Origin of the sequence: Hydrogenophaga sp., assembly GCF_011772445.1 — a bacterium.
Classification (GTDB): domain Bacteria; phylum Pseudomonadota; class Gammaproteobacteria; order Burkholderiales; family Burkholderiaceae_C; genus Hydrogenophaga.
Map to the genome: position 1 here is coordinate 97418 of NZ_WVZN01000026.1, position 23228 is coordinate 120645.

17 protein-coding genes and 1 tRNA gene are annotated in these 23228 nt (G+C 68.6%); 11 read left to right on the forward strand and 7 right to left on the reverse strand.

All coding sequences use genetic code 11. The features are described 5' to 3' along the window. Nucleotides 1-106 precede the first annotated feature (106 nt). Both GTO19_RS11755 and GTO19_RS11760 read left to right on the forward strand, forming a co-directional pair. Entirely contained in the window at nt 107-1870 is a 1764-nt protein-coding gene (locus GTO19_RS11755; protein ID WP_291021079.1) for a hypothetical protein, read from the forward strand. A gap of 346 nt (nt 1871-2216) precedes the next feature. Next, nucleotides 2217-3926, forward strand: coding sequence for a hypothetical protein (locus tag GTO19_RS11760; protein ID WP_291021080.1), 1710 nt, complete (start codon nt 2217-2219; stop codon nt 3924-3926). On the opposite strand, the gene GTO19_RS11765 is transcribed toward GTO19_RS11760, so the two are convergent. From GTO19_RS11765 to GTO19_RS11775, 3 genes are all read right to left on the reverse strand, one after another. Then, a complete protein-coding gene (locus GTO19_RS11765) occupies nt 3920-5905 on the reverse strand; it encodes a heavy metal translocating P-type ATPase (protein WP_291021081.1) in 1986 nt (661 codons plus the stop codon). The two genes, GTO19_RS11760 and GTO19_RS11765, sit on opposite strands and share 7 nt — an antisense overlap. A gap of 121 nt (nt 5906-6026) precedes the next feature. Next, nucleotides 6027-7304 carry an NAD(P)/FAD-dependent oxidoreductase gene (locus GTO19_RS11770; RefSeq protein WP_291021082.1) on the reverse strand — a complete coding sequence of 426 codons (1278 nt, stop codon included), beginning with the start codon at nt 7302-7304 and terminating at the stop codon, nt 6027-6029. Between the two features lie 11 nt (nt 7305-7315). Further along, nucleotides 7316-7618 carry a c-type cytochrome gene (locus GTO19_RS11775; RefSeq protein ID WP_291021240.1) on the reverse strand — a complete coding sequence of 101 codons (303 nt, stop codon included), beginning with the start codon at nt 7616-7618 and terminating at the stop codon, nt 7316-7318. 217 nt (nt 7619-7835) lie between these two features. Between GTO19_RS11775 and soxC the strand changes: the two genes are divergently transcribed. The 7 genes from soxC to soxB all read left to right on the forward strand — a co-directional run bounded on the left by soxC (nt 7836) and on the right by soxB (nt 14693). Then, on the forward strand, nt 7836-9188 hold the full coding sequence (soxC, locus tag GTO19_RS11780; protein ID WP_291021083.1) for a sulfite dehydrogenase: 1353 nt from the start codon (nt 7836-7838) through the stop codon (nt 9186-9188). Between the two features lie 9 nt (nt 9189-9197). Beyond that, nucleotides 9198-10265: a c-type cytochrome gene (locus GTO19_RS11785; RefSeq protein WP_291021084.1), complete on the forward strand. Its 1068-nt coding sequence runs from the start codon at nt 9198-9200 to the stop codon at nt 10263-10265. A gap of 85 nt (nt 10266-10350) precedes the next feature. Further along, the gene (gene soxY / locus GTO19_RS11790; RefSeq protein WP_291021085.1) at nt 10351-10806 is read left to right on the forward strand and encodes a thiosulfate oxidation carrier protein SoxY; all 456 of its coding nucleotides are present in this window, start codon (nt 10351-10353) and stop codon (nt 10804-10806) included. A 45-nt stretch (nt 10807-10851) separates the two neighbouring features. Beyond that, complete coding sequence (gene soxZ, locus GTO19_RS11795) at nt 10852-11163, forward strand: thiosulfate oxidation carrier complex protein SoxZ (RefSeq protein WP_291021086.1); 312 nt, start codon at nt 10852-10854, stop codon at nt 11161-11163. A gap of 143 nt (nt 11164-11306) precedes the next feature. Next, complete coding sequence (soxA, locus tag GTO19_RS11800; RefSeq protein WP_291021087.1) at nt 11307-12113, forward strand: sulfur oxidation c-type cytochrome SoxA; 807 nt, start codon at nt 11307-11309, stop codon at nt 12111-12113. 186 nt (nt 12114-12299) lie between these two features. Continuing rightward, nucleotides 12300-12887 (forward strand): sulfur oxidation c-type cytochrome SoxX, encoded by a 588-nt coding sequence (soxX, locus tag GTO19_RS11805; RefSeq protein WP_291021241.1) that lies wholly within the window; start codon nt 12300-12302, stop codon nt 12885-12887. A gap of 84 nt (nt 12888-12971) precedes the next feature. Further along, nucleotides 12972-14693 carry a thiosulfohydrolase SoxB gene (gene soxB / locus GTO19_RS11810; protein ID WP_291021088.1) on the forward strand — a complete coding sequence of 574 codons (1722 nt, stop codon included), beginning with the start codon at nt 12972-12974 and terminating at the stop codon, nt 14691-14693. Between the two features lie 118 nt (nt 14694-14811). Here soxB and GTO19_RS11815 read toward each other — a convergent pair whose 3' ends face one another. Next, nucleotides 14812-15828: a porin gene (locus tag GTO19_RS11815; protein ID WP_291021089.1), complete on the reverse strand. Its 1017-nt coding sequence runs from the start codon at nt 15826-15828 to the stop codon at nt 14812-14814. A 240-nt stretch (nt 15829-16068) separates the two neighbouring features. Here GTO19_RS11815 and GTO19_RS11820 point away from each other — a divergent pair, with 240 nt between their 5' ends. Together GTO19_RS11820 and GTO19_RS11825 are read left to right on the forward strand one after the other, a co-directional pair. Further along, nucleotides 16069-18861: an ATP-binding cassette domain-containing protein gene (locus GTO19_RS11820; protein WP_291021090.1), complete on the forward strand. Its 2793-nt coding sequence runs from the start codon at nt 16069-16071 to the stop codon at nt 18859-18861. Next, nucleotides 18858-19334, forward strand: coding sequence for a hypothetical protein (locus tag GTO19_RS11825; RefSeq protein ID WP_291021091.1), 477 nt, complete (start codon nt 18858-18860; stop codon nt 19332-19334). Before GTO19_RS11820 ends, GTO19_RS11825 begins: the two co-directional genes overlap by 4 nt. A gap of 50 nt (nt 19335-19384) precedes the next feature. Here GTO19_RS11825 and GTO19_RS11830 read toward each other — a convergent pair. The 3 genes from GTO19_RS11830 to pepN all read right to left on the reverse strand — a co-directional run bounded on the left by GTO19_RS11830 (nt 19385) and on the right by pepN (nt 23225). After that, nucleotides 19385-19460: transfer RNA gene (locus GTO19_RS11830), tRNA-Thr, on the reverse strand. Between the two features lie 58 nt (nt 19461-19518). Beyond that, the gene (locus tag GTO19_RS11835) at nt 19519-20526 is read right to left on the reverse strand and encodes a class 1 fructose-bisphosphatase (RefSeq protein WP_291021092.1); all 1008 of its coding nucleotides are present in this window, start codon (nt 20524-20526) and stop codon (nt 19519-19521) included. Between the two features lie 14 nt (nt 20527-20540). Next, entirely contained in the window at nt 20541-23225 is a 2685-nt protein-coding gene (gene pepN / locus GTO19_RS11840) for an aminopeptidase N (RefSeq protein WP_291021242.1), read from the reverse strand. Between the last annotated feature and the right edge of the window lie 3 nt (nt 23226-23228).

Here is a 23228-nt window from a genome sequence, read left to right on the forward strand (position 1 = left end):
GCCGCCGTCTCCGCCGCCAGCCAACACGCCGCCCGCCGCGCCGCCACCGGGTTCGGGCACCGCGCCGATTCCCGATCCCGGCGCCCCACCGGCCGCGCCGTTCACCGTGACGATCACGTCGGCGCCGCAGCGGGGTTTGAAGCTCGAATGGCCGGCGGTGGCCGGTGCCCTCAGCTACCGGATCGATCGCGATCTCGATGCCAACGACGGCGTCGATCTCTTTTTCAACATCGGCAACGTGCCCTCCCCGGCCACCTCGCACAACTTCACCGACCTGCGCCTGGCGGACGCACTGAGTTACAAGTACCGGGTCCGCGCCCTGAGCGCCTCGGGGCTGGTCTTGGCGACGACCACCACCTCGGTCAGCGGCGACCTGGCCGCATCGATCGACATCCAGCACCCCACCTCGCCGCTGGACGATTCCAGCGACAACATGTCACGCGCCATGGCGACCGCCACACGCGAGGGTGTTTCCCTCCGCCATGTCCTGGCCGTGGGCCAGCCCGGGGCGGAGCAGGCCCAAGGCCTCGTCAAGATCTATGAGCGTGACTTCCACGGCGGTGCCTGGACCGAGGTCCAGACGCTGAGGAAGCCCTCGTCGCCGAACCTGCAGGACCATTTCGGCGCCAGCGTGTCCCTCTCGCCCAATGGGCAGTACCTGGCGGTGGGCATACCGGGCGACGACCGGCCGACGCAGGGGATGGGCATCAATCCCCAATTGAACGCCGGCATGGAGGACGTGGACGATTCGGGCGCCGTGCAGGTGTACCGCTACGTCGGTTCGGCCTGGGTCCCGCATGGCTGGTTCAAGGCGATCAACGCGGGGCGCGGTGACGCCTTCGGCACCGCCGTGGCCATCAGCGACGAGGGCCACCTGATCGTGGGGGCGCCCAACGAGGACAGCCCGGCCTCCGCTGGCCTCTTCCTGCCGACATCCGCCGACGCGCCGGAGTTGCGCGACGACCCCAGTGGCAATGACCGGGGAGCCATATACAACTACGTGAACGGTGCGTCGGCGTACTCGTTCGGTGGGTTCGTGAAGCCCCCCACCACCGGGGGCGGGACCTCGCTGCACTTCGGCGCGGCCATCGCGATCGATCCTCTGGCCCAACGGGCCGCCGTGGGCGCGCCCAGGGCCTCGTACAACGGCGCTTCCGCTGGCGGCGTGGTGGTCTATGACATTGCCTGGACCCTGCCGCCGCCGCCGCTCCTGCAATCGGTCGTTGCCATCTGGGCGTTGCGAAGCACCTTCGGACCGGGCGGCGACCGTATTCCCTCGTCGAACACCGACAACCCCATTCCGCCATCGGACGCCTACCGCGGCCTGGGCGGCTCCCTGTCCATGAGCCAGGACGGCAACTGGCTGGCCGCCGGTTACGCCGACAAGAGCGGCCTGGTGGCGCAGACCGGCGCGACGCTGCCTTCGCGCGCGGGCCAGGTGACCCTGTACCGCCGCAACCCGAACGGCACCTGGGCCGCCCACTCCTGGCTCACGGCGCCGGTGCCGGTCAGTGGCGACCGCTTCGGCATCAGTGTGTCCCTGGTCAACAGCGACAACGGGCTGCAGGTGCTGGCCGGGGCGCTTGAAGACAGCAGCGGGCAGAAGGGCCTGACGCGGGCCGCGGACATCGTGCCCGAGAGCTTCGTGGCGGTGCGCGGCAGCGGCGCGGCCTACGCCTTCGCCGGGCGCGCCGACCTCAGCCAGCCGCCGGTGCTCAAGGCCCGGTTGAAGTCACCCGAACCCCTCATCGACCAGTTCCTTGGCCAGGCCACCGCCATCACCCTCGACGGCAACGAACTGCTGCTGACGGGTGAATTCAAGGGCAACACGGGACGGCCCACGGGGCAGGCGATCTTCTTCGGCTATTGAGTAGCGGATTCTTTTGAAGGAACAGGGAATGCAGACGGTGCGTCGTTCGATGCGGTGGTTCGCGGCCGCGATGGCGGTGGTGTATCTGAGTGCTTGCGGTGGTGGGGTGGACGACCCCGCTGATGGCGGTGGATCGGGGGGCGGGTCGGCGCCGGCGCCGAGCCCCAGTCCAAGCCCGGGGGGTGATCCCGGCGGTTCTCCGCCGCCGCCGCCGCCTCCGCCTGCGTCGCCTCCACCACCCTCGGCGCCGCCGCCTTCGGGTTCGCCGCCAGCGTCCCCGCCGCCGGGCTCGGGCACGGGACCGATCACGGATCCGGGCAACGGATCGGGTACGCCCGCGATCGCATTGACGATCACGTCCGTGGCGCAACGTGGACTGAAGCTCGACTGGCCTGCAGTGTCCGGCGCCTCCAGTTACCGCATCGAGCGGGATGTCGATGCCACCGATGGCGCCGACAACTTCACGCAGCTTGCCGAATCGACGGTGCCCTCGAGCACCTTCACCAACCTGAGCCTGGTGGACGCAATGAACCACAAGTACCGTGTCACGGCTTGTGGGCTCAGCGGTTGCAATCTGGCGGTGGGGACCACGCCGGTCACGGGTGACCTGGCCCGATCCATCGTCTCGGCCAGCGCCGACGTCGATGACAACAACGTGGCTCGCGCGATGGCGACCGGCAAGCGGGGCAGCACGCACGTGCTCGCCATTGGCGTTCCCGGTGCCGACGGCGAACGCGGCATGGTGCTGGTCTATGAACGGGCGGAAGGCGGCGCGCAGTGGTCGAGTTTGCCCACGTCTCTCGCCCGGACGAATGGCGCCGTGTCCGATCGTTTCGGTGCGAGCGTGGCGCTGTCGCCGAATGGGCTGTGGCTCGCGGTGGGGATACCCGGCGACGATGCACCCACCGCACTGGACGGCGTCAATCCCAACCCGCCCGCTGGCACGGCCTTGGTGGACGGCTCGGGCGCGGTGCAGGTGTACCGGTATTCCAGCGGCAACGGTTGGACGCTGGTCGCGCGAATCAAGGCAGCCAATGCGGGCGCGAAGGACGCGTTCGGCTCCGCGGTCGCCATCGGAGACGAAGGACAGCTTCTCGTCGGCGCGCCGAACGAGGACGGCGGAGCCAATGGCGACGTCTATCGGTACGGCACCGCCGAGGCCAGTGCGTTCGACGACAACTCGAGCGAGGACCGTGGCGCGGTGTACGCATACGCGGCCAGCGGCGACCTCTACAGCTTCAAGGCCTACGTGAAGCCGCCCGTGCAAACGGGCTCGACCGCCGTCTTCTTCGGAGCGGCCATCGCGGCGGACCAGTTCGCGCAGCGTGTCGCCGTGGGGGCGCCGCGCGCGTCGTTCAACGGCCTGCTGGCCGGTGGCGTGTTGATCTATGACTTCGCCTGGCTCTGGGCCGATGCAACGAAACCCGCCTCGTTGGCGTCCGGTTTCGCGCCGTCGGCCAATCGCTCTTCGTCGGTGTCCTCCAATCCGGACGCATCGTCTTCCGCCTACAAGGGCTTCGGCGGGGCCCTGTCCATGAGCGCCGGTGGCGACTGGTTGGCCGTGGGCTACCCCGACAAGGGCCACGACCCGCTGGACGGCAGCGCGATCCGGTCGGCCGCGGGCCAGGTGGTGGTGTACCGGCGCCAGAGCACCTTGTGGAGCGAGTACTCGGTGTTGTTGGCGCATGCGCCGCGGGCGGCCGATCGCTTCGGCATCAGCGTGTCGCTGGTGACCGCCAACGGGCCGCGATTGCTGGTCGGTGTGCGCGAGGACGGCAGCCGGCACAACGGCCTCAAGCGTCCGGCGGACATCGCGCTCGAGGACAGCAGCCTCCCCGCCTCACCCTCGGAAGCCGGCGCAGGCTACTACTTTGTCGAGAACCCGGATCCCGATCCCAGCCAGCCGAGGATGGTGACCAAGGCACGACTGAAGGCGCCAGTCGCCAGGCAAGGCCAGTGGTTGGGCCAGGCCACGGCCATGACGCGGGACGGCAGCGAGCTGTTGCTGAGTGGCAAGCACATCGACGGGTCCAGCGCCATCTTCTTCGGCTACTGAGCCTTGCCCCGCAGCAGGCGCAGCCCGTTGAACACCACCAGCAGGCTCGCGCCCATGTCGGCGAACACCGCCATCCACATGGTGGCGTTGTCGAACAGTGCGAGCAGCAGGAACACGAACTTGATGCCCAGCGCCAGCGCGATGTTCTGCCACAGCACCGCATGTGTGCGCCGCGACAGGCGGATGGTCTCGGGCAGCTTGCGCAGGTCGTCGTTCATCACGATCACGTCGGCCGCTTCCATGGCGGTGTCGCTGCCCGCGCCGCCCATGCCGAAGCCGATGCTGGCCGCGCTGAGCGCGGGGCCGTCGTTGATGCCGTCTCCCACCATGCCCACGGCGCCCTGGGCGCGCAGGGCCTCGATGGCGTCGAGCTTGTCCTGCGGCAGCAGGTTGGCGCGCACCTCGCCGATGCCGACCTGCGCCGCGATGGCTTGCGCCGTGGCGGGGTTGTCGCCGGTGAGCATGACGGTGGTGATGCCCAGCGCGTTCAGTTCCTCGATGGCCTGGCGGCTCGTGGCCTTGGTGGTGTCGGCCACCGCGAACAGCGCCAGCACGCCCTGATCGCCCGCGAGCAGGGTGACGGTGCGGCCCTGGGCCTCGTGCTCGCGCATCAGCGCTTCCAGCTCGGGTGAGCACTGCTGGCGTTCTTCCATCCAGCGGTGGTTGCCGAGCGCGTAGGCCTGCCCGTCCACGGTGCCGCGCACACCGCGGCCGGCTTCGGCACCGAAGCCATCGATGGCCAGGGCTGCGTTGTCGAGGCCAGCGGCGATGGCTTTGGACACGGGGTGGTCCGAACGTCCCGCCAAGCTGCGTGCGATGCCCAGTACGCGCTCGGCCGGCAGGGCGCTGGACAGCACCGCCTGCGCCACCAGGCGCGGCTTGCCCTCGGTCACGGTGCCGGTCTTGTCCACCGCCAGCACGCGCAGGCGGCGCGCGTCCTCCAGGTACACGCCGCCCTTGATGAGGATGCCGCGCCTTGCCGCCGCCGCGAGGCCGCTGACCACCGTCACCGGCGTGGAGATCACCAGCGCGCAGGGGCAGGCGATGACGAGCAGCACCAGCGCCTTGTACACAGCCGTGAGCCAGGGCCAGCCGAACAGCAGCGGGCCGAGCAGCGCCACGGCCAGGGCGATGGCGAACACCGCCGGCGTGTAGATGGCCGCGAAGCGGTCGACGAAACGCTGCGTGGGCGCGCGCCTGGACTGCGCCTGCTCGACCGCGTGGATGATGCGCGCGAGCACGGTGTCGCTCGCGGGCTTGCTCACCTCGAACTCCAGCGCGCCGTGCTGGTTGATGGTGCCGGCGAAGACCTCGTCGCCCGGGGCCTTGTCCACGGGGATGCTCTCGCCCGTGATGGGCGACTGGTCGGCCGCGCTGTGGCCGCTGGTGATCCGGCCATCGAGCGCAAAGCGTTCGCCGGGCTTCACGCGCACGGTCGCGCCCACGGCGACCGCCTTCGCGTCCACCACGGCCCATTGGCCGCTGGCCTGGCGCACCTCGGCCTGCGGCGGCGACAGGGCCAGCAGCCCTGCGATGGCGTTGCGCGCGCGCTCCACGGAACGCGCCTCGATCAACTCGGCCAGCGAGTACAGCGCCATCACCATGGCCGCCTCGGGCCACTGGCCGATGAGAAAGGCCCCGGCGACGGCGACCGCCATCAGCGCGTTGATGTTGAGCTGGCCGCGACGCAGGGCCGCCAGGCCCTGCTGGAACACCTCGGTGCCCGCCAGCGCAATGGCCGACAGGGCGATGCCCATGCCCGCGAGCTTCCAGCCCCAGGTCTCGGGCGCCAGGAAGTGCAGACCTTCCGCGGCGAGGGCCAGCAACAGCGCAGCGCCCATGCGCCACCAGTCGCGCGCGGTGGCGGGGCCATGGACATGGTCGTGGGCATCGTGGCCATGGCCATGGCCCTCGTCGTGTGGGTGCCGGTGATCGTGCGGGCGCGGATGGGCGGGGGGCGGGCAGCAGGCCTTGGACATGGGCGACATCTCTCCTTGCCCCGATTGCAAGGCCTGTAGCGGGTACGGAGTCAAGCCCGCACCGCCAGAAAGGACAAACCCCGCCGCAGCGGGGTCTGTCGCCAGCAAGCGCGCGGTCCGATCAGGCCAGCATGTCGGCCCAGATGTTGCGCGCCCAGCCGAAGGCGTAGGCGCCTTCGATCTCGCTCGCCGCGCTGGACAGGCCGCCCGAGCCGGGCACCGTCAGCATGGTCTTCTGCGCCGCGTCGTAGCGGTGCACGCTGGCCACGTGCACCACATCCCTGGCGGTGACGAAGCTGTAGCAGGTGTTGGCGTACAGCGGGTTCTGCGGTGGCTGCTGGCCCGTCAGCAGCGAGACCACCGCGGCCGCGCAGGTCTTGCCATGCTGGTTGGCCATGTGGCCCGACTTGGGCATGGCCGGCGCGATCTGGATCGCGTCGCCCAGCACGTGGATGTTCTTCGCCGCCTTCGATTCGAAGGTGAGGAAGTCGACCTCGCACCAGCGGCCATTGGCCGTGGCCAGGCCGCTCTTGACGGCGATGGCGCCGGCGCGCATGTCGGGCAGCACGTTGGCCACGCCAGCCTTGAAGTCGTCGTTGAACTCGAACTTCAGCGTGTTCGTGGCCGCGTCCACGTCCACCACCTTGTGCTTGGGCCGGTACTCGATGAGGCCCTTGTAGTGCTCGTCCCAGGCCTTGAGGAACAGGCCCTTCTTGGAGGTGATGTCGTCGTTGGCGTCGAAGATGATGACCTTGCTCTTCGGCTTGGCGACCTTGAAGTAGCTCGCCACCATGCAGGCGCGCTCATACGGGCCGGGGGGGCAGCGGTACGGTGCCAGGGGAATGGACAGCGCGTACACGCCGCCGTCGGGCATGGCCTTGAGCTGCTCATGCAGCGCCGCGGTCTGCGGTCCGGCCTTCCAGGCGTGAAGGACCTTGTCCGACGCGCCGGGCTTGGCCAGGCCGGGGATGGTGGGCATGAAGTCGATGCCCGGCGAGAGGATGAGCCGGTCGTAGGGCAGGGTGGCGCCGCTGGCCAGCTTCACGGTGCGCTTGTCCGCGTCGATGCTCTCGACCGTGTCGCGCACCACTTTCACGCCATGCTTGCGCTGCAACTGGTCGTAGGAGACGGTGATGTCGGCCAGCGTCTTGTGGCCGCCCACCACCAGGTTGCTCAGCGGGCAGGACACGAAGTTCGCATTCGGCTCCACCAGCGTCACGTCCACGCGGCCCTCGGAGAACAGGCGCACGTACTTGGCGGCCGTGGCGCCGCCGTAGCCGCCGCCCACCACCACCACTTTCGGCCCACCGCTGCCGCCGGTGGCGCAGCCCGCCAGCAGGCCCAGGCCCGCCACCGCGGAGCCCGCGCCCAATGTCTGTACGAATTGACGTCGTTGCATGGTGCGGCTCCTCACTTCTTCTGGGCCGCGAAGTACGCGGCAAGTTGGGCCAGCTGCTCATCGCTGTAGCCCTTGGACAGCTGGTGCATGATGGTCGCGGGCCGCTGGCCGTTCTTGAAGGCCAGCAACTGCTGCAGCAGCTCGTCCTTGTTGCGGCCGGCCAAGCCGATCATGCCGGGCTGGGCGCGGCCCTCGGTGCCGTGGCAGTTGGCACAGGCCGCGGCCCAGACGCGGACCTGGTTGACCTGGGCCTGCGCCCCGGCGCTCAGGGCCAGCAGCGTCGCCGCCGCCAGCCACCTTGTTGTTCTCTGCATCGTCGTCTCCGATTGCGGGTTGGGATGAAAGCGCACCCAAAACTGTAGCAGCGGGCCTTCCTCGAAAAACAGATATCGGTATGCCTGGGGTGCGTAGCGGCCCTCTGGGATTGAAGACCAGCCGGTGGGGAAGTGCATCAAGGGTTTACGCTCATCCAAATATCAGCAATTAACGATATAGTCGCACCCCTGAGATTCCTCCTGAACGGACCGCGCCGTGTCTGACCCACTGCAACACACGATCGGGCGGGTGCTGCCCGCCCCCGAAAACCACCTCGACGCCGAGAAGCTCGAGCAAGCGCGCAAGGCGCGGCGCAGCTTCATGGGCAAGGCCCTGGCGATGGGCGCAGGCGCCGTCACCGCAGGCCACGCCTCGCGCGCGCTGGCGAGCGAAGGCGAGGGCGAGGGCGATCCCGCCATCCTGAAGATGCCCGAGCACACGCGCGGCCTGGGCCGCCCGGTGGCCGAGAACCCCTATGGCCAGCCGAGCAAGTGGGAAGCCAACCTCCAGCGCCGCCAGAGCCCGGGCCTCACGCGCGTGCCGCAGGCCTCGGTGAGTTTCACGCCGCTGCAGGGCCTGTTCGGCATCATCACGCCCAGCGGCCTGCACTTCGAGCGCCACCACCAGGGCTGGTGGGACATCGACCCGAGCCAGCACCGCCTGATGGTGCACGGTCTGGTGAAGCGCTCGCGCGTGTTCACCATGGACGACCTGATGCGCCTGCCCAGCGTGTCGCGCATCCACTTCATCGAATGCGGCGCGAACTCCGCGCCCGAGTGGGGCAACGTGGCCCTGCCCAGCGTGCAGTACACGCACGGCATGGTGAGCTGCTCGGAGTTCACCGGCGTGCGCCTGTCCACCCTGCTCGAGATGTGCGGCGCGGACAGCAAGCTCGGCAAGTACGTGCTGGCCGAGGGCGCCGACGGCTCGTCGATGACGCGCACCATCGACATGGAACGCGCCATGGAGGACTGCATCGTCGCCTGGGCCATGAACGGCGAGATGCTGCGCCCCGAGAACGGCTACCCCTTGCGCCTGGTGGTGCCGGGCATCCAGGGCGTGAGCTGGGTGAAGTACCTGCGCCGCCTGGAGGTGGGCGACCAGAAGTGGGCCAGCAAGGACGAGGCGGTGCACTACATCGACCTCATGCCCGACGGCACGCACCGCCAGTACACCGGCATCCAGGAGTGCAAGAGCGTGATCACCACGCCATCGGGCGGGCAGATGCTGCTCGACAAGGGCTACTACAACGTCAGCGGCCTGGCCTGGTCGGGGCGCGGCGCGATCAAGCGCGTGGACGTGAGCGTGGACGGCGGGCGCACCTGGCGCACCGCGCGCCTCGAAGGCCCCGTGCTGGACAAGGCGCTGACCCGCTTCAACATCGACTGGGTGTGGGACGGCAAGCCCGCCATTCTGCAAAGCCGCGCCATCGACAGCACCGGCTACGTGCAACCCAAGATCAACCAGCTGCGCGCGGTGCGTGGCACGCGCTCGATCTACCACCAGAACGCGATCCAGTCGTGGAAGGTGTCCGAGAACGGCGAAGTGTCCAATGTGCAAGTCTTCTGAGTGATGGCGATGCGAAATCTGATTCTGCTGTCCCTCGCGCTGCTCGGTGGCGCGGCGATGGCGCAAACGAAGCCCTGGCACGAGCTCGGCCGCGAGGCCACACCCGCCGAGATCAAGGCCTGGGACATCGACGTGCGCCCCGACTTCAAGGGCCTGCCCAAGGGCGCGGGCAGCGTCGCGCTGGGCGAGAAGGTCTGGGAGGCGCAGTGCGCGTCCTGCCACGGCGTGTTCGGTGAATCGAACGAGGTGTTCACGCCCATCGTCGGCGGCACCACGCAGGCCGACATCGAACGCGGCCGCGTGAAGAACCTTGAGCCGGGCAACACCTTCCCACAGCGCACCACGCTGATGAAAGTGGCCACCGTCTCCACGCTGTGGGACTACATCAACCGCGCCATGCCGTGGAACGCGCCCAAGACGCTCAAGACCGAGGAGGTCTACGGCGTGCTCGCGTACATCCTGCACCTGGGCGACATCGTGCCGGCGGACTTCACGCTGTCGGACCAGAACATCGCCGAGGTGCAGAAGCGCATGCCCAACCGCAACGGCATGGTGTTCCACGAGCCGCTCTGGAAGGTGTCCGGCAAGGGCGACGCGAAGAACGTGGCCTGCATGAAGGACTGCCCGACCGAGGCCGAGGTGCGTTCGTCGTTGCCCGACTTCGCGCGCGACGCGCACGGCAACATCCAGGAACAGAACCGCGTGGTGGGTCCGGTGCGCGGCGCCGACACCACGAAGCCGCCGCTCAAGGGCCCGGTGGGCAGCGCGCCGCCGCCCGCGCCGGTGGTGGTGGCCGCCGCCCCGGCGGCCGCGCCCGGCGCGGTGGACGTGAAGGCCCTGCTCACCGGCAACGGGTGCACAGCCTGCCACGGCATCAGCAACAGGATCGTCGGCCCCGGCTTCACCGAGGTCCAGGCCAAACACAAGGGCAAGGCCGACCTGGAGGCCTACCTGGCCGGCAAGATCAAGTCCGGCGGCAGCGGCGTGTTCGGCGCCGTGCCCATGCCGCCGCAGCCGCAGCTCAAGGACAGCGAGGCCCGGGCCATCGCGCGCTGGATCGCGGCCGGCCCGCGCTGAGCCAGGGCTTCACGCATACCCCATACCCGTTCCATTTCTCGCTCGCTACACTCGCCCTTCGCCACGCATTTGCACAGGAGTTCCCATGAACAGCACCCGTCGAGACGCCTTGAAGACCACCGGGGCCTTTGCTGCCCTCGTTTCCATGGGCATCGTCACCCAAAGCCAGGCGAATGCCGCGCTCGAACGCTCCAGCTTCGAGGGCAAGACCCTGGCCGACGCGCTCAAGGCCGTGGGCGGCACGCCGGCCAACAGCGACCAGGTCACCGTGGTGGCCCCTGACATCGCCGAGAACGGCGCCGTGGTGCCCATCGGCGCGGCCAGCAAGCTGCCCAACACCACCGAGATCTTCCTCATCGTCGAGAAGAACCCCATGCCCCTGGCGGCGGCCTTCACCATCCCGGCCGGCACGCTGCCCGAGATCTCCACCCGCCTGAAGATGGGCCAGAGCTCCAACGTCATCGCCGTGGTCAAGGCCGACGGCAAGCTCTACTCGGCCACGAAAGAAACCAAGGTCACGCTGGGTGGCTGCGGCGGCTGATCGCCACACGCCCCTTTCGAGATTCAACGAACACAGGAGTCCACCATGGCTGATCCGATGCGCATCCGCGCCGCCGTTGCCGACGGCGAAACCACCGTTCGCGTGCTCATGTCGCACATCATGGAACCCGGCACGCGCCGCGACGCCGCCGGCGCCCTCATCCCCGGCCACTTCATCACGAACGTCGACTGCACCCACAACGGCAAGACCGTGCTGCAGGCGCAGTTCACCGGCGCCGTGGCGCAGAACCCGTTCCTGTCCTTCAAGTTCAAGGGCGGCGCCAAGGGCGACAAGATCGTGGTGAAGTGGAGCGACAACAAGGGCGACTCGCGGACCGACGAAGCAAATATTGCGTAACTGGTAACCCCCCGCCGCGCTTCGCGCGACCCCCCAAGGGGGGCGTCACCTGCGGCCCGGCAGAGCCGGTTCCGCGGTGACACTGGATGGACTGCCCCGGCTCACGACGGGTTTCTATAACTAGTAGACGAGGAGATCTCCCCATGACACGACCTGTTTCCCGCGCCATTGCCTTCACGGCGCTGGTGCTTGGCGTCGCTGCCGCGCACGCGCAGTCGTCCACGGCCGAAGGCATCGCCAAGTACCGCGAGATGCTGCAGGACGGCAACCCCGCCGAACTGTTCGAGATGAAGGGCGAGGAGCTCTGGAAACAGAAGCGCGGTCCGAAGAACGTGTCGCTCGAGCAGTGCGACCTGGGCAAGGGCCCCGGCGTCATCAAGGGCGTGTTCGTGGAGCTGCCGCGCCACTTCAAGGACACCAACCGCGTGCAGGACCTGGAGTCGCGCATCGTCACCTGCATGGAGACGCTGCAGGGCTTCAAGGCCGAGGACATCGCCAAGACCCCGTTCAACCGCGGCGAGATGGCCAACGTGACGGCCATTGCCACCTACGTGGCCACGGCCTCCAAGGGCATGAAGATGGACCTGCCGCAGTCGCATGCGCAGGAAAAGCTCATGTACGAGACCGGCAAGCGGCTGTTCTTCACGCGCGGTGGCACGCACGATTTCTCCTGTGCCTCCTGCCACGGTTCGGACGACAAGCGCATCCGCCTGCAGGACCTGCCCAACCTCACCAAGAACCCCGGCGATGGCATCGGCTTCGCGGCCTGGCCCGCCTACCGCGTGTCCAACGCGCAGATGTGGGGCATGCAACTGCGCCTGAACGACTGCTTCCGCCAGATGCGCTGGCCCGAGCCCAAGTTCGGCAGCGACGCCACCATCGCGCTGAGCGTCTACATGGGCGTCAACGCCAAGGGCGCCGAGTCCGCCGTGCCCGCGATCAAGCGCTGAAATGAAAACACCCCCCGCCGCGCTTCGCGCGTCCCCCCTCAAGGGGGGCGGCGCCTGCGGCCCGGCAAAGCCGGTTCCGCGGCACCTCTGGTCGCGTGTGGCGCGAGGCGAATCGACAAAGGAGACGACATGAACAAGCCCATCCTGACCGTATTTCTGCTGGCGGCGCTGCTGGCCGCCTGCTCCATGCCCCCGTCCCAGGCAGACGTCGAAAAGGCCACAGCCGACACGATGAAGAACTCCTTCCAGGCCAAGGGCATCGCCACGCTCGACCGGCTGGACCAGGACCAGGCCAACGCCACCTGCCTGCAGGCCGATCTGTCAGGCAAGCCCCTGGACGAGAAGCTCGCCAAGGCCGTGGAAGAGGCCAGCACGAAGACCATCAAGTGGCCTTCGGACGGCAAGTTCCTGGGCGACTGGAAAGAGGGCGAGAAGATCGCCCAGAGCGGTCGCGGCCTGACCTGGACGGACGACGCCAAGCAGGCCAATGGCGGCAACTGCTACAACTGCCACCAGATCAGCAAGGAGGAAATCTCCTTCGGCACCCTGGGCCCCAGCCTCTACAACTACGGCAAGCTGCGCGGCGTGAGCGACCCGGCCGCCGCCGCGTCCAAACCCATCGTCGAGTACACCTGGGGCAAGCTCTACAACGCGCGTGCCTACAACGCCTGCTCGCAGATGCCGCGCGTGGGCCACAAGGGCATCCTCAACGAGACGCAGCTCAAGCACGTGATGGCGCTGCTGCTCGACCCGAACTCGCCCGTCAACAAGTGATCCGATGAGCCCGGGCGCCCCTTGAGGGCTCCGGGCTTTTTTGCGCCTTTGAATATCAGTGTTTGCTTCTGAAGAGAGTGCCCCATGAGCCTGAGCCGCCGTGAATTCATGCAACTGCTGGCCGCCGCCAGCGCCGCCGGCATGGCCCTGGACCATGGCGACGCCCTGGCCGCCACGGCCGGCGCCAGCGAGCGGCTGTACGACGTGCCCCGCTTCGGCAACGTGAGCTTCCTGCATTTCACCGACTGCCACGCGCAGCTCACGCCGGTGTACTTCCGGGAGCCCAGCGTGAACCTGGGTGTGGGCGATGCCACCGGCCAGGCGCCGCACCTGGTAGGCGAGGCCCTGCTCAGGCACTTCAGGATCCGCCCGGGCACCGCGCAGGCGCACGCCTTCAGCTACCTCGACTTCACGCAGGCCGCCAGGACCTACGGCAAGGTCGGCGGCTTCGCGCACCTGGCCACCTTGGTCAAGCGCCTGCGCGCCGAGCGCCCGCACGCCTGGCTGCTCGATGGTGGCGACACCTGGCAGGGCTCGGCCACTTCGCTGTGGACCAACGCGCAGGACATGGTCGACGCCTGCAAGCGCCTGGGCGTGGACATCATGACCTCGCACTGGGAGCACACCTTCGGCGCCCCGCGCGTGCAGGAGATCGTCGAGAAGGACCTCAAGGGCCACATCGAATTCCTGGCCCACAACATCAAGACCACCGACTTCGAGGACCTGGTCTTCAAGCCCTACACCCTGCGCGAAATGAACGGTGTGCCGGTCGCGGTGATCGGCCAGGCCTTCCCCTACACGCCCATTGCCAACCCGCGCCACATGGTGCCCGACTGGACCTTCGGCATCCAGGAGGACCACCTGCAGAAGATGGTGGACGAGGTGCGCGGCAAGGGCGCGCAGGTGGTGGTGCTGCTCTCGCACAACGGCATGGACGTGGACCTGAAGCTGGCCTCGCGCGTCAGCGGCATCGACGCCATCCTGGGCGGCCACACGCACGACGGCATGCCCGCGCCCACGGTGGTGAAGAACCCCGGTGGCCAGACCCTGGTCACCAACGCCGGCTCCAACACCAAGTTCCTCGGCGTGCTGGACTTCGACGTGCGCGGCGGCAAGGTGCAGGGCTACCAGTACAAGCTCATGCCCATCTTCGCCAACCTGCTGCCGGCCGACGCCGGGATGCAGGCCTACATCGACGGCGTGCGCGCGCCGCACAAGGCGAAGCTGGAAGAGAAGCTCGCCGTCACCGAAGACCTGCTCTACCGCCGCGGCAACTTCAACGGCACCTGGGACCAGGTCATCTGCGACGCGCTGATCGAGGTGAAAGGCGCGGACCTGTGCTTCTCGCCGGGCGTGCGCTGGGGCACCTCGCTCCTGCCGGGCGACGCCATCACCATGGAGGCGTTGATGGACCAGACGGCCATCACCTACCCGTCGACCACGCTCAACGAATTCACCGGCACGCAGATCAAGGAGATCCTGGAAGACGTGGCCGACAACATCTTCAACCCCGACCCGTACTACCAGCAGGGCGGCGACATGGTGCGCGTGGGTGGGCTGCAGTACAGCATCGCGCCGAAGGAGCGCATGGGCGGGCGCATCCAGAACATGCGCCTGAAGGGCAAGCCCATCGAGGCCGACAAGAAGTACAAGGTGGCGGGCTGGGCCTCGGTGCAGGAGAACGTGAAAGGCGAGCCGGTGTGGGACGTGGTCGCCACGCACCTGCGCGCGAAGAAGGTGATCAAGGGCGTGAAGGTGAACGAGCCCACCCTGATCGGCATGAAGGGCAACCCCGGGGCCGCCTGAACACGCTCGGGCAAGAAAAAAGCCACCGCCCGCGAGGGCGATGGCTGTCAAAACCAAACCTTGGAAAGGGAGGGGCCTTGCGGCCCCGGTGCGGGGCGCTCAGGCCCCGCGGTCACGATCAGAAGTCGTGACGGACACCGACGGCGTACAGGCGACGCTCGGCGATCTCGGTGCCGGCGCCGTTCTCGGCGTCGCCATCGAGGTAGGCGGCGTACACGCGCGTGCGCTTGGACAGCGAGTAGGTGGCACCGAAAGCCAGGCCCTTGGACTTGGCGGTGTCGACACCCGAGTTCTCGGACTTGTTGTAGGCGTAGCCCACCGAGAAGTCCCAGGGACCCATCGGCACGTTGGCGCCGATCACGAAGCCGTTGGACTCCAGCGAACCCTGCTCGGCCATGTTGTAGCCGGCGGAGACGCGCACCACGCCGAAGTCGTAGGCACCGGCCAGGGTGGTGTACTCACGCTTGAGGGCGCCGACTTCGTTGTCCAGCTCCTGGTAGCCCACGCCCACATCCAGCGGGCCACCGCGGTAGCGCACGTTGAAGGCGGTGGTGTCGCGCTTGATCGGCGAGGCCTGCTCGTCCAGACCGTAGCTCACGCCGGCGGTGAAGCCGCCGAAGTTCGGCGATTCGTAGCGGATCTGGTTGCTGGCACGGGCGGAGTAGTCGGCCACGTGGCCCACGGCAACGCCACCCACCGAGTTGCTGTAGGCAATGGTGCTGGGGGTGAAGGCCGAGTCCCACAGCGCGCTGCTCACGCTGATGTCGCGGATGTCGTCGAAGGACGTGTCGTGCAGGCCGAGCTTGACGGTACCGAAGCCGCCCGACAGGCCGACGATGGACATGCGGCCGAAGCGGTAGCCGGCGGCGGTGCCGTCGTCCACGTTGAGCGCGCCTTCCAGCTGGAAGATGGCTTTCAGGCCGCCACCGAGGTCTTCGGTGCCGCGAAAGCCCAGGCGGCTGGTGCTCAGCAGGCCGCTTTGCAGTTGCGACGTGCTTTGGGCGGCGCCAGCGGCACCGGCCTTCTCGGAACCGATGGAAGCGTCCAGGCGGCCGTAGATGGTGACGCTGGACTGCGCCATGGCGGCGCCGCTGATGGTGGCCAGGGCGGCCAGAGCGATCAGGCTCTTTTTCATGGAATGGTTTCTCCGTTGTGGGGTCTCGGGCCCTGGTGGGGCCCGTGCCTCCCGCACCGTGCGGGACGACCGGCGTATTCCACGCCGCGAAGATAACCGTCCGATTACATTCGTAATGGTTTGCCCTATTTGCAACACGCATCCGCAAGATGTATGGGGGCTTTCACGGCCATGTAGTCGTTGTGTGCGCAACTTTGGTAACCGCGGGCGCGCGCGGTACGCCGATTGCCGGGCCTCTGGATGGATGGGCACGACACGACGCGGGGCGCGTCCACACGGTCCGCGAAAGGCATTCTGTCGGCGCTTGGGGCGGTCGCCCGGCGCCACCGCCGCCGCACGCTGCTGGCGATCGCGCTGCTGGTGCTCGCCAAGCTGGCCAGTGTCTGCGTGCCGCTGGTGCTCAAGGAGGTGGTGGACCGCTTCAGCGCGCCGGCCACGATGGCCACCGACCTGTCGGCTGACGCCTCGGCGGCGTTCCCCGCCGGCACGCAACTCGTGGTGCTGCCGGTCTTCCTGCTGATCGGCTATGCGGCCTTGCGCTTCTCGGCCACCTTGTTCACCGAGTTGCGCGACCTGTGCTTTGCGCGCGTCACACTGGCCACGGTCGCCGACTTCTCGCAGAAGGCGCTGGCCCACTTGCACGCCATGGGGCCGCGCTTTCACCTGCAGCGGCAAATGGGCGGCCTGGTGCGCGACGTGGACCGCGGCGCGGTGGCCCTGGGCTTCCTGCTTAGCGCCTTGCTGTTCACGCTCTTGCCCACGCTGGTGGAGATCGTGGCCGTCATGTTGATCATGGCCGCGGCGTACAGCCCCTGGTTCATCGCGATCCTGCTGCTCACCTTCCTGGCCTACGCCGTGCACACCGCCCTGATGACGCGCCGGCGCGTGCTGATCCAGCGGCGGGTCAATGCCCTGGATTCGCGCGCCAACGGCCTGCTGATGGACAGCCTCGTCAACCAGGAGGCGGTGCGAGCGCATGCCCGCGCGCCGCACGAGGTGGCGCGTTATGGCGGCGCGCGTGGCGCCTGGGTGGAGCGCAGCGTGGACAACCAGTCCGCGCTCTCGGTGCTGCACCTGGGCCAGGCCGCCATCATCGCGGTGGGTGTGGGGGCCGTCATGCTGCTCGCCGGCCAGGAGACCATGCAGGGCCGGATGACCGTGGGAGATCTGGTGCTCGTCAACGCCTACGTGCTGCAGGTCTGTCTGCCCTTGAACGCCCTGGGCATGGTGTTCCGCGAGGCGCGTGACGCCCTGACCAACGCGGAACGGCTCTGGGACCTGTTGCGCGCGCGGCCCGACATCGAGGACAGCCCCCGCGCGCGTCCGCTGTCGGTGTCGCGCGGCGAGGTCGTCTTCGATCATGTCGACTTTGCCTACGAGCCCGGTCGCCAGATCCTCTGGGACGTGAGCTTGCGCATCGCACCCGGCCAGACCGTGGCGGTGGTCGGCGGCAGCGGCTCCGGCAAGTCCACGCTGGCGCGCCTTCTGCTGCGCCTGTATGACCCGCAGAAAGGGCGGGTGCTGGTGGATGGCGAAGACCTCGGCTCGGTCACCCTGGCGAGCCTGCGAGCGGCGGTCGGCATCGTGCCGCAGGACAGCACGCTGTTCAACGAGACCATCGCCTACAACATCGCCTACGGACGTCCTGGCGCCACCATGGCCGAGGTGCTGGAAGCCGCGCGCGCCGCGCAGGTGGACGAGTTCATCGCCTCGCTGCCCCAGCAGTACGACACCGTGGTGGGCGAGCGCGGCATGAAGCTGTCGGGAGGCGAGAAGCAGCGGATCGCCATCGCGCGGGCTTTCCTCAAGAACGCGCCCATCCTCATCCTCGACGAGGCCACCTCCGCGCTGGACACGCGCTCGGAGCGCGCCATCCAGGGCCAGCTCGATCGCCTGTCGGCGGACCGCACCACGCTGGTCATCGCGCACCGGCTCTCCACCATCGTGGACGCCGACCGCATCCTCGTGATGGACCGAGGGCGCATCGTCGAACAGGGGCGCCACGAACAGCTCATCGAACTGGGCGGCCTGTACGCGCAACTGTGGGATCTGCAGCGCCAGAAGCAGGCCTTCGACCGGCTGGAGCGGCAACTGGCTCGCCAGCCCGTCAACCTCGCCGCGCTGCTGGCGAGCGTGATCGATGGCCTGAGGCCGCGCCTGGACGCGCGCGCCATCCAGCTTTACACGGTGATCGATCCCGAGGGCGCACGCGTGCTGGGCGATCCCGGCGTGCTATCGCAGGTGATGTGGGACCTCGGCCAGCACGCGGTGGAGTCGACGCCGCCGGGCGGCCGGGTGGAGCTGCGGCTCGAGCGGCATCAGGAGCGCGTGCGCCTCACCGTGGCGGATGGCCGCCATGACGGCAACGGCGCAACGCCGACCGTGTCCCCCGAGGCCCCGGCCATGGACCCGCTGGCCCTGCGCTCCGCGATCGAGCGCCAGGGCGGGCAATTCAACCTCGTGGCGGCGACCTCGGTGCAGGGCATGCGCTACCTCGTCGACCTGCCGCTGCATGCCCTCGCCGCCCCGCCGCCGGCCGACGACCGGCCCCCCGCCGAAGCAGGGCAGGACCAGGTCCACCGCCTGGCCGGTCTGCTCGTGATGGTCGTGGACGACAAGCCGATGGCGCGCGAGGCGCTGGAGGCCGTGCTGAAAGCCGCGGGGGCGGCCACCGTCGGCTTCGGCGGCGGGGAGCCGGCGCTGCGCTGGATCGAGGACCACCCCGCGCCGCAGTGGCCGCGCGTGCTGGTGTGCGACATCGCGCTGGAGGAAGAGGACGGCTTTTCCGTCGTGCGGCGCCTGCGCCAGATCGAGACCCGGCACGAGGCCCCGCTGGATCAGCGCATCTCGGCGGTGGCGGTGACCGGCGGTGCCCAGCCCGAACACCGCATCCGCGCGCTCATGGCGGGTTTCCAGATGGTCCTGAGCAAACCCGTGGCGCCCGACGAACTGGTGGCCACCGTGCTCGCCCTCGCGACCCGCCCCGGCGCCGGCGCAGGCGCCCTCTCTGTTCATGAAGGAAAGCCCGTATGAAAAGCCGCAGCCGGTTCATCGACGAAGAGGCCGCCCGCCTGGCCGTGTCGCTCGCGCGCCCCGCCATCGAGGCGGCGCTGCGCGACGCCGCCGTCAGCGGGCAGCACGTGCTGCACCTGGTGGTGCTGGACCCCGCGTCGCCGCCGGGCGCCTGCCGCTTCGAGGAGGCGCTGCTGTACGAGCAGACCCTCGGCCGACAGGACCGCACCACCTGGGACGCCGACTACGCCACCTACGCGCGCGACAAGGCCGCGCTGAGCTGGCGCCACGGCATGGACAGCCGCCGCCTGCAACTGCTCGAGCCGCACCGGCTGGGCGCCGAAGACCACCTGGTGTGGGGCGGGGTGTGCCTCGACGGCATCGTCGTCGCGGCGAGTGGCGCCATGCCGCAGTGGGACGAGACCTTCTCGTTCTGGGTGGCGGGCGCCCTGCGCGCGATCGCGTACGAAAGGGCGCTGTCGCAAGCGACGTAGCCCCAAAACAAAACCCCCGCACACCACGACAGCGTGCGGGGGTTTTCATCTGGTGCCGGAGAGAGGAGTCGAACCCCCGACCTTCTCATTACGAATGAGCTGCTCTACCAACTGAGCTACACCGGCGAAGCCCGGCATTATAGCCAAGGCGTGGGCCGACCGGGGGCGGTCGACCCGGCGATGTTCAGGCCTCGCGGTGGTAGGCGGTCACGCGCTCCACTTCGTTCTTCGAGCCCAGGATCACGCTCACGCGTTCGTGCAGCTTGCTGGGCGTGATGTCGAGGATGCGCTCGCGCCCGTTGGTGGCGGCGCCACCGGCCTGCTCCACCAGCCAGCTCATGGGGTTGGCCTCGTACATCAGGCGCAGCTTGCCCGGCTTGTCCGGCTCGCGCTTGTCCCAGGGGTACATGAAGATGCCGCCGCGCGTGAGGATGCGGTGCACGTCGGCCACCATGCTGGCGATCCAGCGCATGTTGAAGTCCTTGCCGCGCGGGCCTTCCTTGCCCTGCAGGCACTCGTCGATGTAGCGCTTCACCGGGGCGTCCCAGTGGCGCATGTTGCTCATGTTGATGGCGAACTCTTTCGTGTCGGCGGGGATCTGCACGTCCTCCTGCGTGAGCACGAAGGAGCCCTGCTCGCGGTCCAGCGTGAACATGGCCACGCCGTCGCCCACGGTCAGCACCAGCGTGGTCTGCGGGCCGTAGACGCAGTAGCCGGCCGCCACCTGCTTGCTGCCAGGCTGCAGGAAGTCGGCCTCATCCACGCCACGGTCGTCCTCGGGCATCTTCAGCACGCTGAAGATGGTGCCGATGCTGACGTTGACGTCGATGTTGGAGGAACCGTCGAGCGGGTCGAACAGCAGCAGGTATTCGCCCTGCGGGTAGCGGTTGGGCACGACGTAGATGCTGTCCATCTCCTCGCTGGCCATGGCCGCGAGGTGGCCGCCCCATTCGTTGGCCTCGATCAGGACCTCGTTGGCGATGATGTCCAGCTTCTTCTGAACCTCACCCTGCACGTTCTCGCTGCCGGCGGTGCCCAGCACGCCGCCCAGCGCGCCCTTGTTCACGGCGTGGCTGATGCTCTTGCAGGAGCGCGCCACCACTTCCAGCAGCAGGCGCAACTGCGAAGGGATGTGGCCGTCGACGCGCTGTTTCTCGACGAGGTAGCGGGTGAGGGAGATGCGTTGGCTCATGGTGATGTGTCGGTTCAGTCGTCGGACAGCGCGCGGGTCACGACCTCGCGCACGTCGTTGCTCAGCTCGGCCTGCGCGGCCACACGGGCGATGGCCTCGCGCGCGGCGCCGCGGTAGGGCTCGGCCAGCTTCTTCCAGCGGTCCAGCGCGCGCGCCAGTCGGGCGGCCACCTGCGGGTTGAAGCGGTCGATCTCGATGACGCGATCGCTCCAGAAGACGTAGCCCGAGGCGTCGGCGCGGTGGAAGGCGCCCGGGTTGGCATTGCAGTAGCTGAAGATGACGCTGCGGGCCCGGTTGGGATTGCGCAGGTTGAAGTCGCGGTGCGCCATCAACTGTTTCACCGCCGGCAGCACGTTGCCGCCGCGGTCGGGCGCACCGGCCTGCAGGGCGAACCACTTGTCCAGCACCAGGGCCTCGTCGCGGAACAGGTTGTGGAAGCGCGTGAGCGCCTCGCGCGCCAGCGCGTGGTCGGCCACCACCAGGGCCGACAGCGCGTTGAAGCGGTCGGTCATGTTGCCGGCGTCCTTGAAGCGCTGGTAGGCCTTGCCGGGCCACACGGTGTCACCCGTGCGGCGCGCGTTCAGGCACAGCATGGTGAGCGCCATGCCGGCCAGGGCGCGGCGGCCGGCGCTCAGCGGGTCGGGCCGGTAGGCGCCGTTGTCCTTGTGGGCCTCGTAGGCCCAGGCCCAGTCGGCCTGCAGGGCATCGGCGAGCTGCTCGCGCATGGCTTCGCGCACGGCGTGCACGCGCTGCGGGTCCACCACCTCGAGTTGCTCGGCGATGTAGGTCTCGCTGGGCAGGGTGAGCGCGAGTTCCTTGAAGGCCGCGTCGAGGCCGTCGTGGCGCAGCACCGCGCGCATGGCCTCGATGAAGGCGGCGTCCAGCGGCGCGTCCACCGCGCCGGGCGCGGCGATGGCCGCCAGCGCACGACGCAGCGCCAGGCGCTGGCCGGCCTCCCAGCGGTTGAAGGGGTCGCTGTCGTGGGCCAGCAGGTTCAGCAGTTGCTCGTCGCTGTAGTCGCACTCCAGCACCACGGGTGCCGAGAAGCCGCGCAGCAGCGAGGGCACAGGTGCGCTCTCGACGCCCTCGAAGACCACGCTCTGGCTGACCTCGGTCAGCACGAAGAGGCGCTGCTCGGGCGACAGAGGCAGTTCGCGGCCCGAGGCGTCGAGCAGACCCAGCGCCACCGGAATGACGAAGGGCTGCTTGAGTGCCTGGCCCGGCGTGGGCGCGCAGCGCTGCGTGAGCGACAGCGTGTAGCGGCGCGCCGCGGCGTCGTAGTGGCCCTCGGCGCGCACGCGCGGCGTGCCGGCCTGGCTGTACCAGCGCTTGAAAGGCTCCAGCAGGCGCGCGAGCGCGCTGTCGGGGTTGGCGTCGGCCATCGCCTGCGCGAAGTCGTCGCAGGTGACGGCCTGGCCGTCGTGGCGCTCGAAGTAGAGCTCCATGCCGCGCGCGAAACCGTCCCGGCCGACGAGGGTCTGCATCATGCGCACCACCTCGGCGCCCTTTTCGTAGACGGTGACGGTGTAGAAGTTGTTGATCTCGACGTAGCTGTCGGGCCGCACCGGGTGGGCCATGGGGCCCGCGTCCTCGGGGAACTGCGCGGTGCGCAGCACGCGCACGTCCTCGATGCGCTTGACCGCGCGCGCCGAGGCCTCGGCGCACAGGTCCATGCTGAACTCCTGGTCGCGGAACACCGTGAGGCCCTCCTTGAGCGTGAGCTGGAACCAGTCGCGGCAGGTGACGCGGTTGCCCGTCCAGTTGTGGAAGTACTCGTGGCCGATCACCGCTTCGATGTTGGCGAAGTCGGTGTCGGTGGCCGTGGCGGCGTTGGCCAGCACGTACTTGGTGTTGAAGATGTTGAGGCCCTTGTTCTCCATCGCGCCCATGTTGAAGTCGTTGACGGCGACGATCATGAAGCGCTCGAGGTCGAGCGGCAGCCCGAAGCGGGCCTCGTCCCAGGCGACGCTGGCCATGAGCGAGTTCATGGCGTGCTCGGTCTTGTCCATGTCGCCACGGCGAACGTAGACCTGCAGCAGGTGCTCCTTGCCGCTGCGCGAGACGATGCGCTGCTCGCGGCCCACCAATTGGCCGGCCACCAGCGCGAACAGGTAGCAGGGCTTGCGGTGCGGGTCGACCCACTTGGCGAAGTGGCGGCCCTCGTTGCCAGGGCCTTGCAGGTCACCCGACTCGACCAGGTTGCCGTTGGACAGCAGCACCGGGTAGCGCTGCTTGTCGGCGCGCAGCGTCACGGTGTAGCGGGCCATCACGTCGGGCCGGTCCAGGAAGTAGGTGATGCGGCGAAAGCCCTCGGCCTCGCACTGCGTGAAGAAGGTGCCCTGGCTCACGTACAGGCCCATGAGCTGGCTGTTCTTCTCGGGCGCGCAGGTGGTGAAGATCTCCAGCGTGAAGGGGTCTTCACCCTCGGGCAGGTTGTCCAGCACCAGTTGCCCTTCGTCCATGCGGAAGGAGCAGCCCGCGCCGTTGACCAGCACGCGCGCGAGGTTGAGCTCCTCGCCATCGAGCCGCAGCGACTGCGCCGGCGCCGCCGCATTGCGCCGCAGCGTCATGCGGTTGAGCACGCGCGTCTTGGCCGGGTCGAGATCGAACGTGAGTTCGACGGTGTCGATCCAGTAGGCCGGCGGGGCGTAGTCTTCACGGCGCACCACGGTGGTGGGGCCTTCACGCAGAGAACTCATCAT

Coding starts and splice junctions, on each gene's coding strand:
- GTO19_RS11765 (WP_291021081.1), bottom strand. CDS start 5,905: ATGTCCAAGGCCTGCTGCCCGCCCCCCGCCCATCCGCGCCCGCACGAT.
- GTO19_RS11770 (WP_291021082.1), bottom strand. CDS start 7,304: ATGCAACGACGTCAATTCGTACAGACATTGGGCGCGGGCTCCGCGGTG.
- GTO19_RS11775 (WP_291021240.1), bottom strand. CDS start 7,618: ATGCAGAGAACAACAAGGTGGCTGGCGGCGGCGACGCTGCTGGCCCTG.
- GTO19_RS11785 (WP_291021084.1), top strand. CDS start 9,198: ATGCGAAATCTGATTCTGCTGTCCCTCGCGCTGCTCGGTGGCGCGGCG.
- soxY (WP_291021085.1), top strand. CDS start 10,351: ATGAACAGCACCCGTCGAGACGCCTTGAAGACCACCGGGGCCTTTGCT.
- soxZ (WP_291021086.1), top strand. CDS start 10,852: ATGGCTGATCCGATGCGCATCCGCGCCGCCGTTGCCGACGGCGAAACC.
- soxA (WP_291021087.1), top strand. CDS start 11,307: ATGACACGACCTGTTTCCCGCGCCATTGCCTTCACGGCGCTGGTGCTT.
- soxX (WP_291021241.1), top strand. CDS start 12,300: ATGCCCCCGTCCCAGGCAGACGTCGAAAAGGCCACAGCCGACACGATG.
- soxB (WP_291021088.1), top strand. CDS start 12,972: ATGAGCCTGAGCCGCCGTGAATTCATGCAACTGCTGGCCGCCGCCAGC.
- GTO19_RS11815 (WP_291021089.1), bottom strand. CDS start 15,828: ATGAAAAAGAGCCTGATCGCTCTGGCCGCCCTGGCCACCATCAGCGGC.
- GTO19_RS11820 (WP_291021090.1), top strand. CDS start 16,069: ATGGATGGGCACGACACGACGCGGGGCGCGTCCACACGGTCCGCGAAA.
- GTO19_RS11825 (WP_291021091.1), top strand. CDS start 18,858: ATGAAAAGCCGCAGCCGGTTCATCGACGAAGAGGCCGCCCGCCTGGCC.
- GTO19_RS11835 (WP_291021092.1), bottom strand. CDS start 20,526: ATGAGCCAACGCATCTCCCTCACCCGCTACCTCGTCGAGAAACAGCGC.
- pepN (WP_291021242.1), bottom strand. CDS start 23,225: ATGAGTTCTCTGCGTGAAGGCCCCACCACCGTGGTGCGCCGTGAAGAC.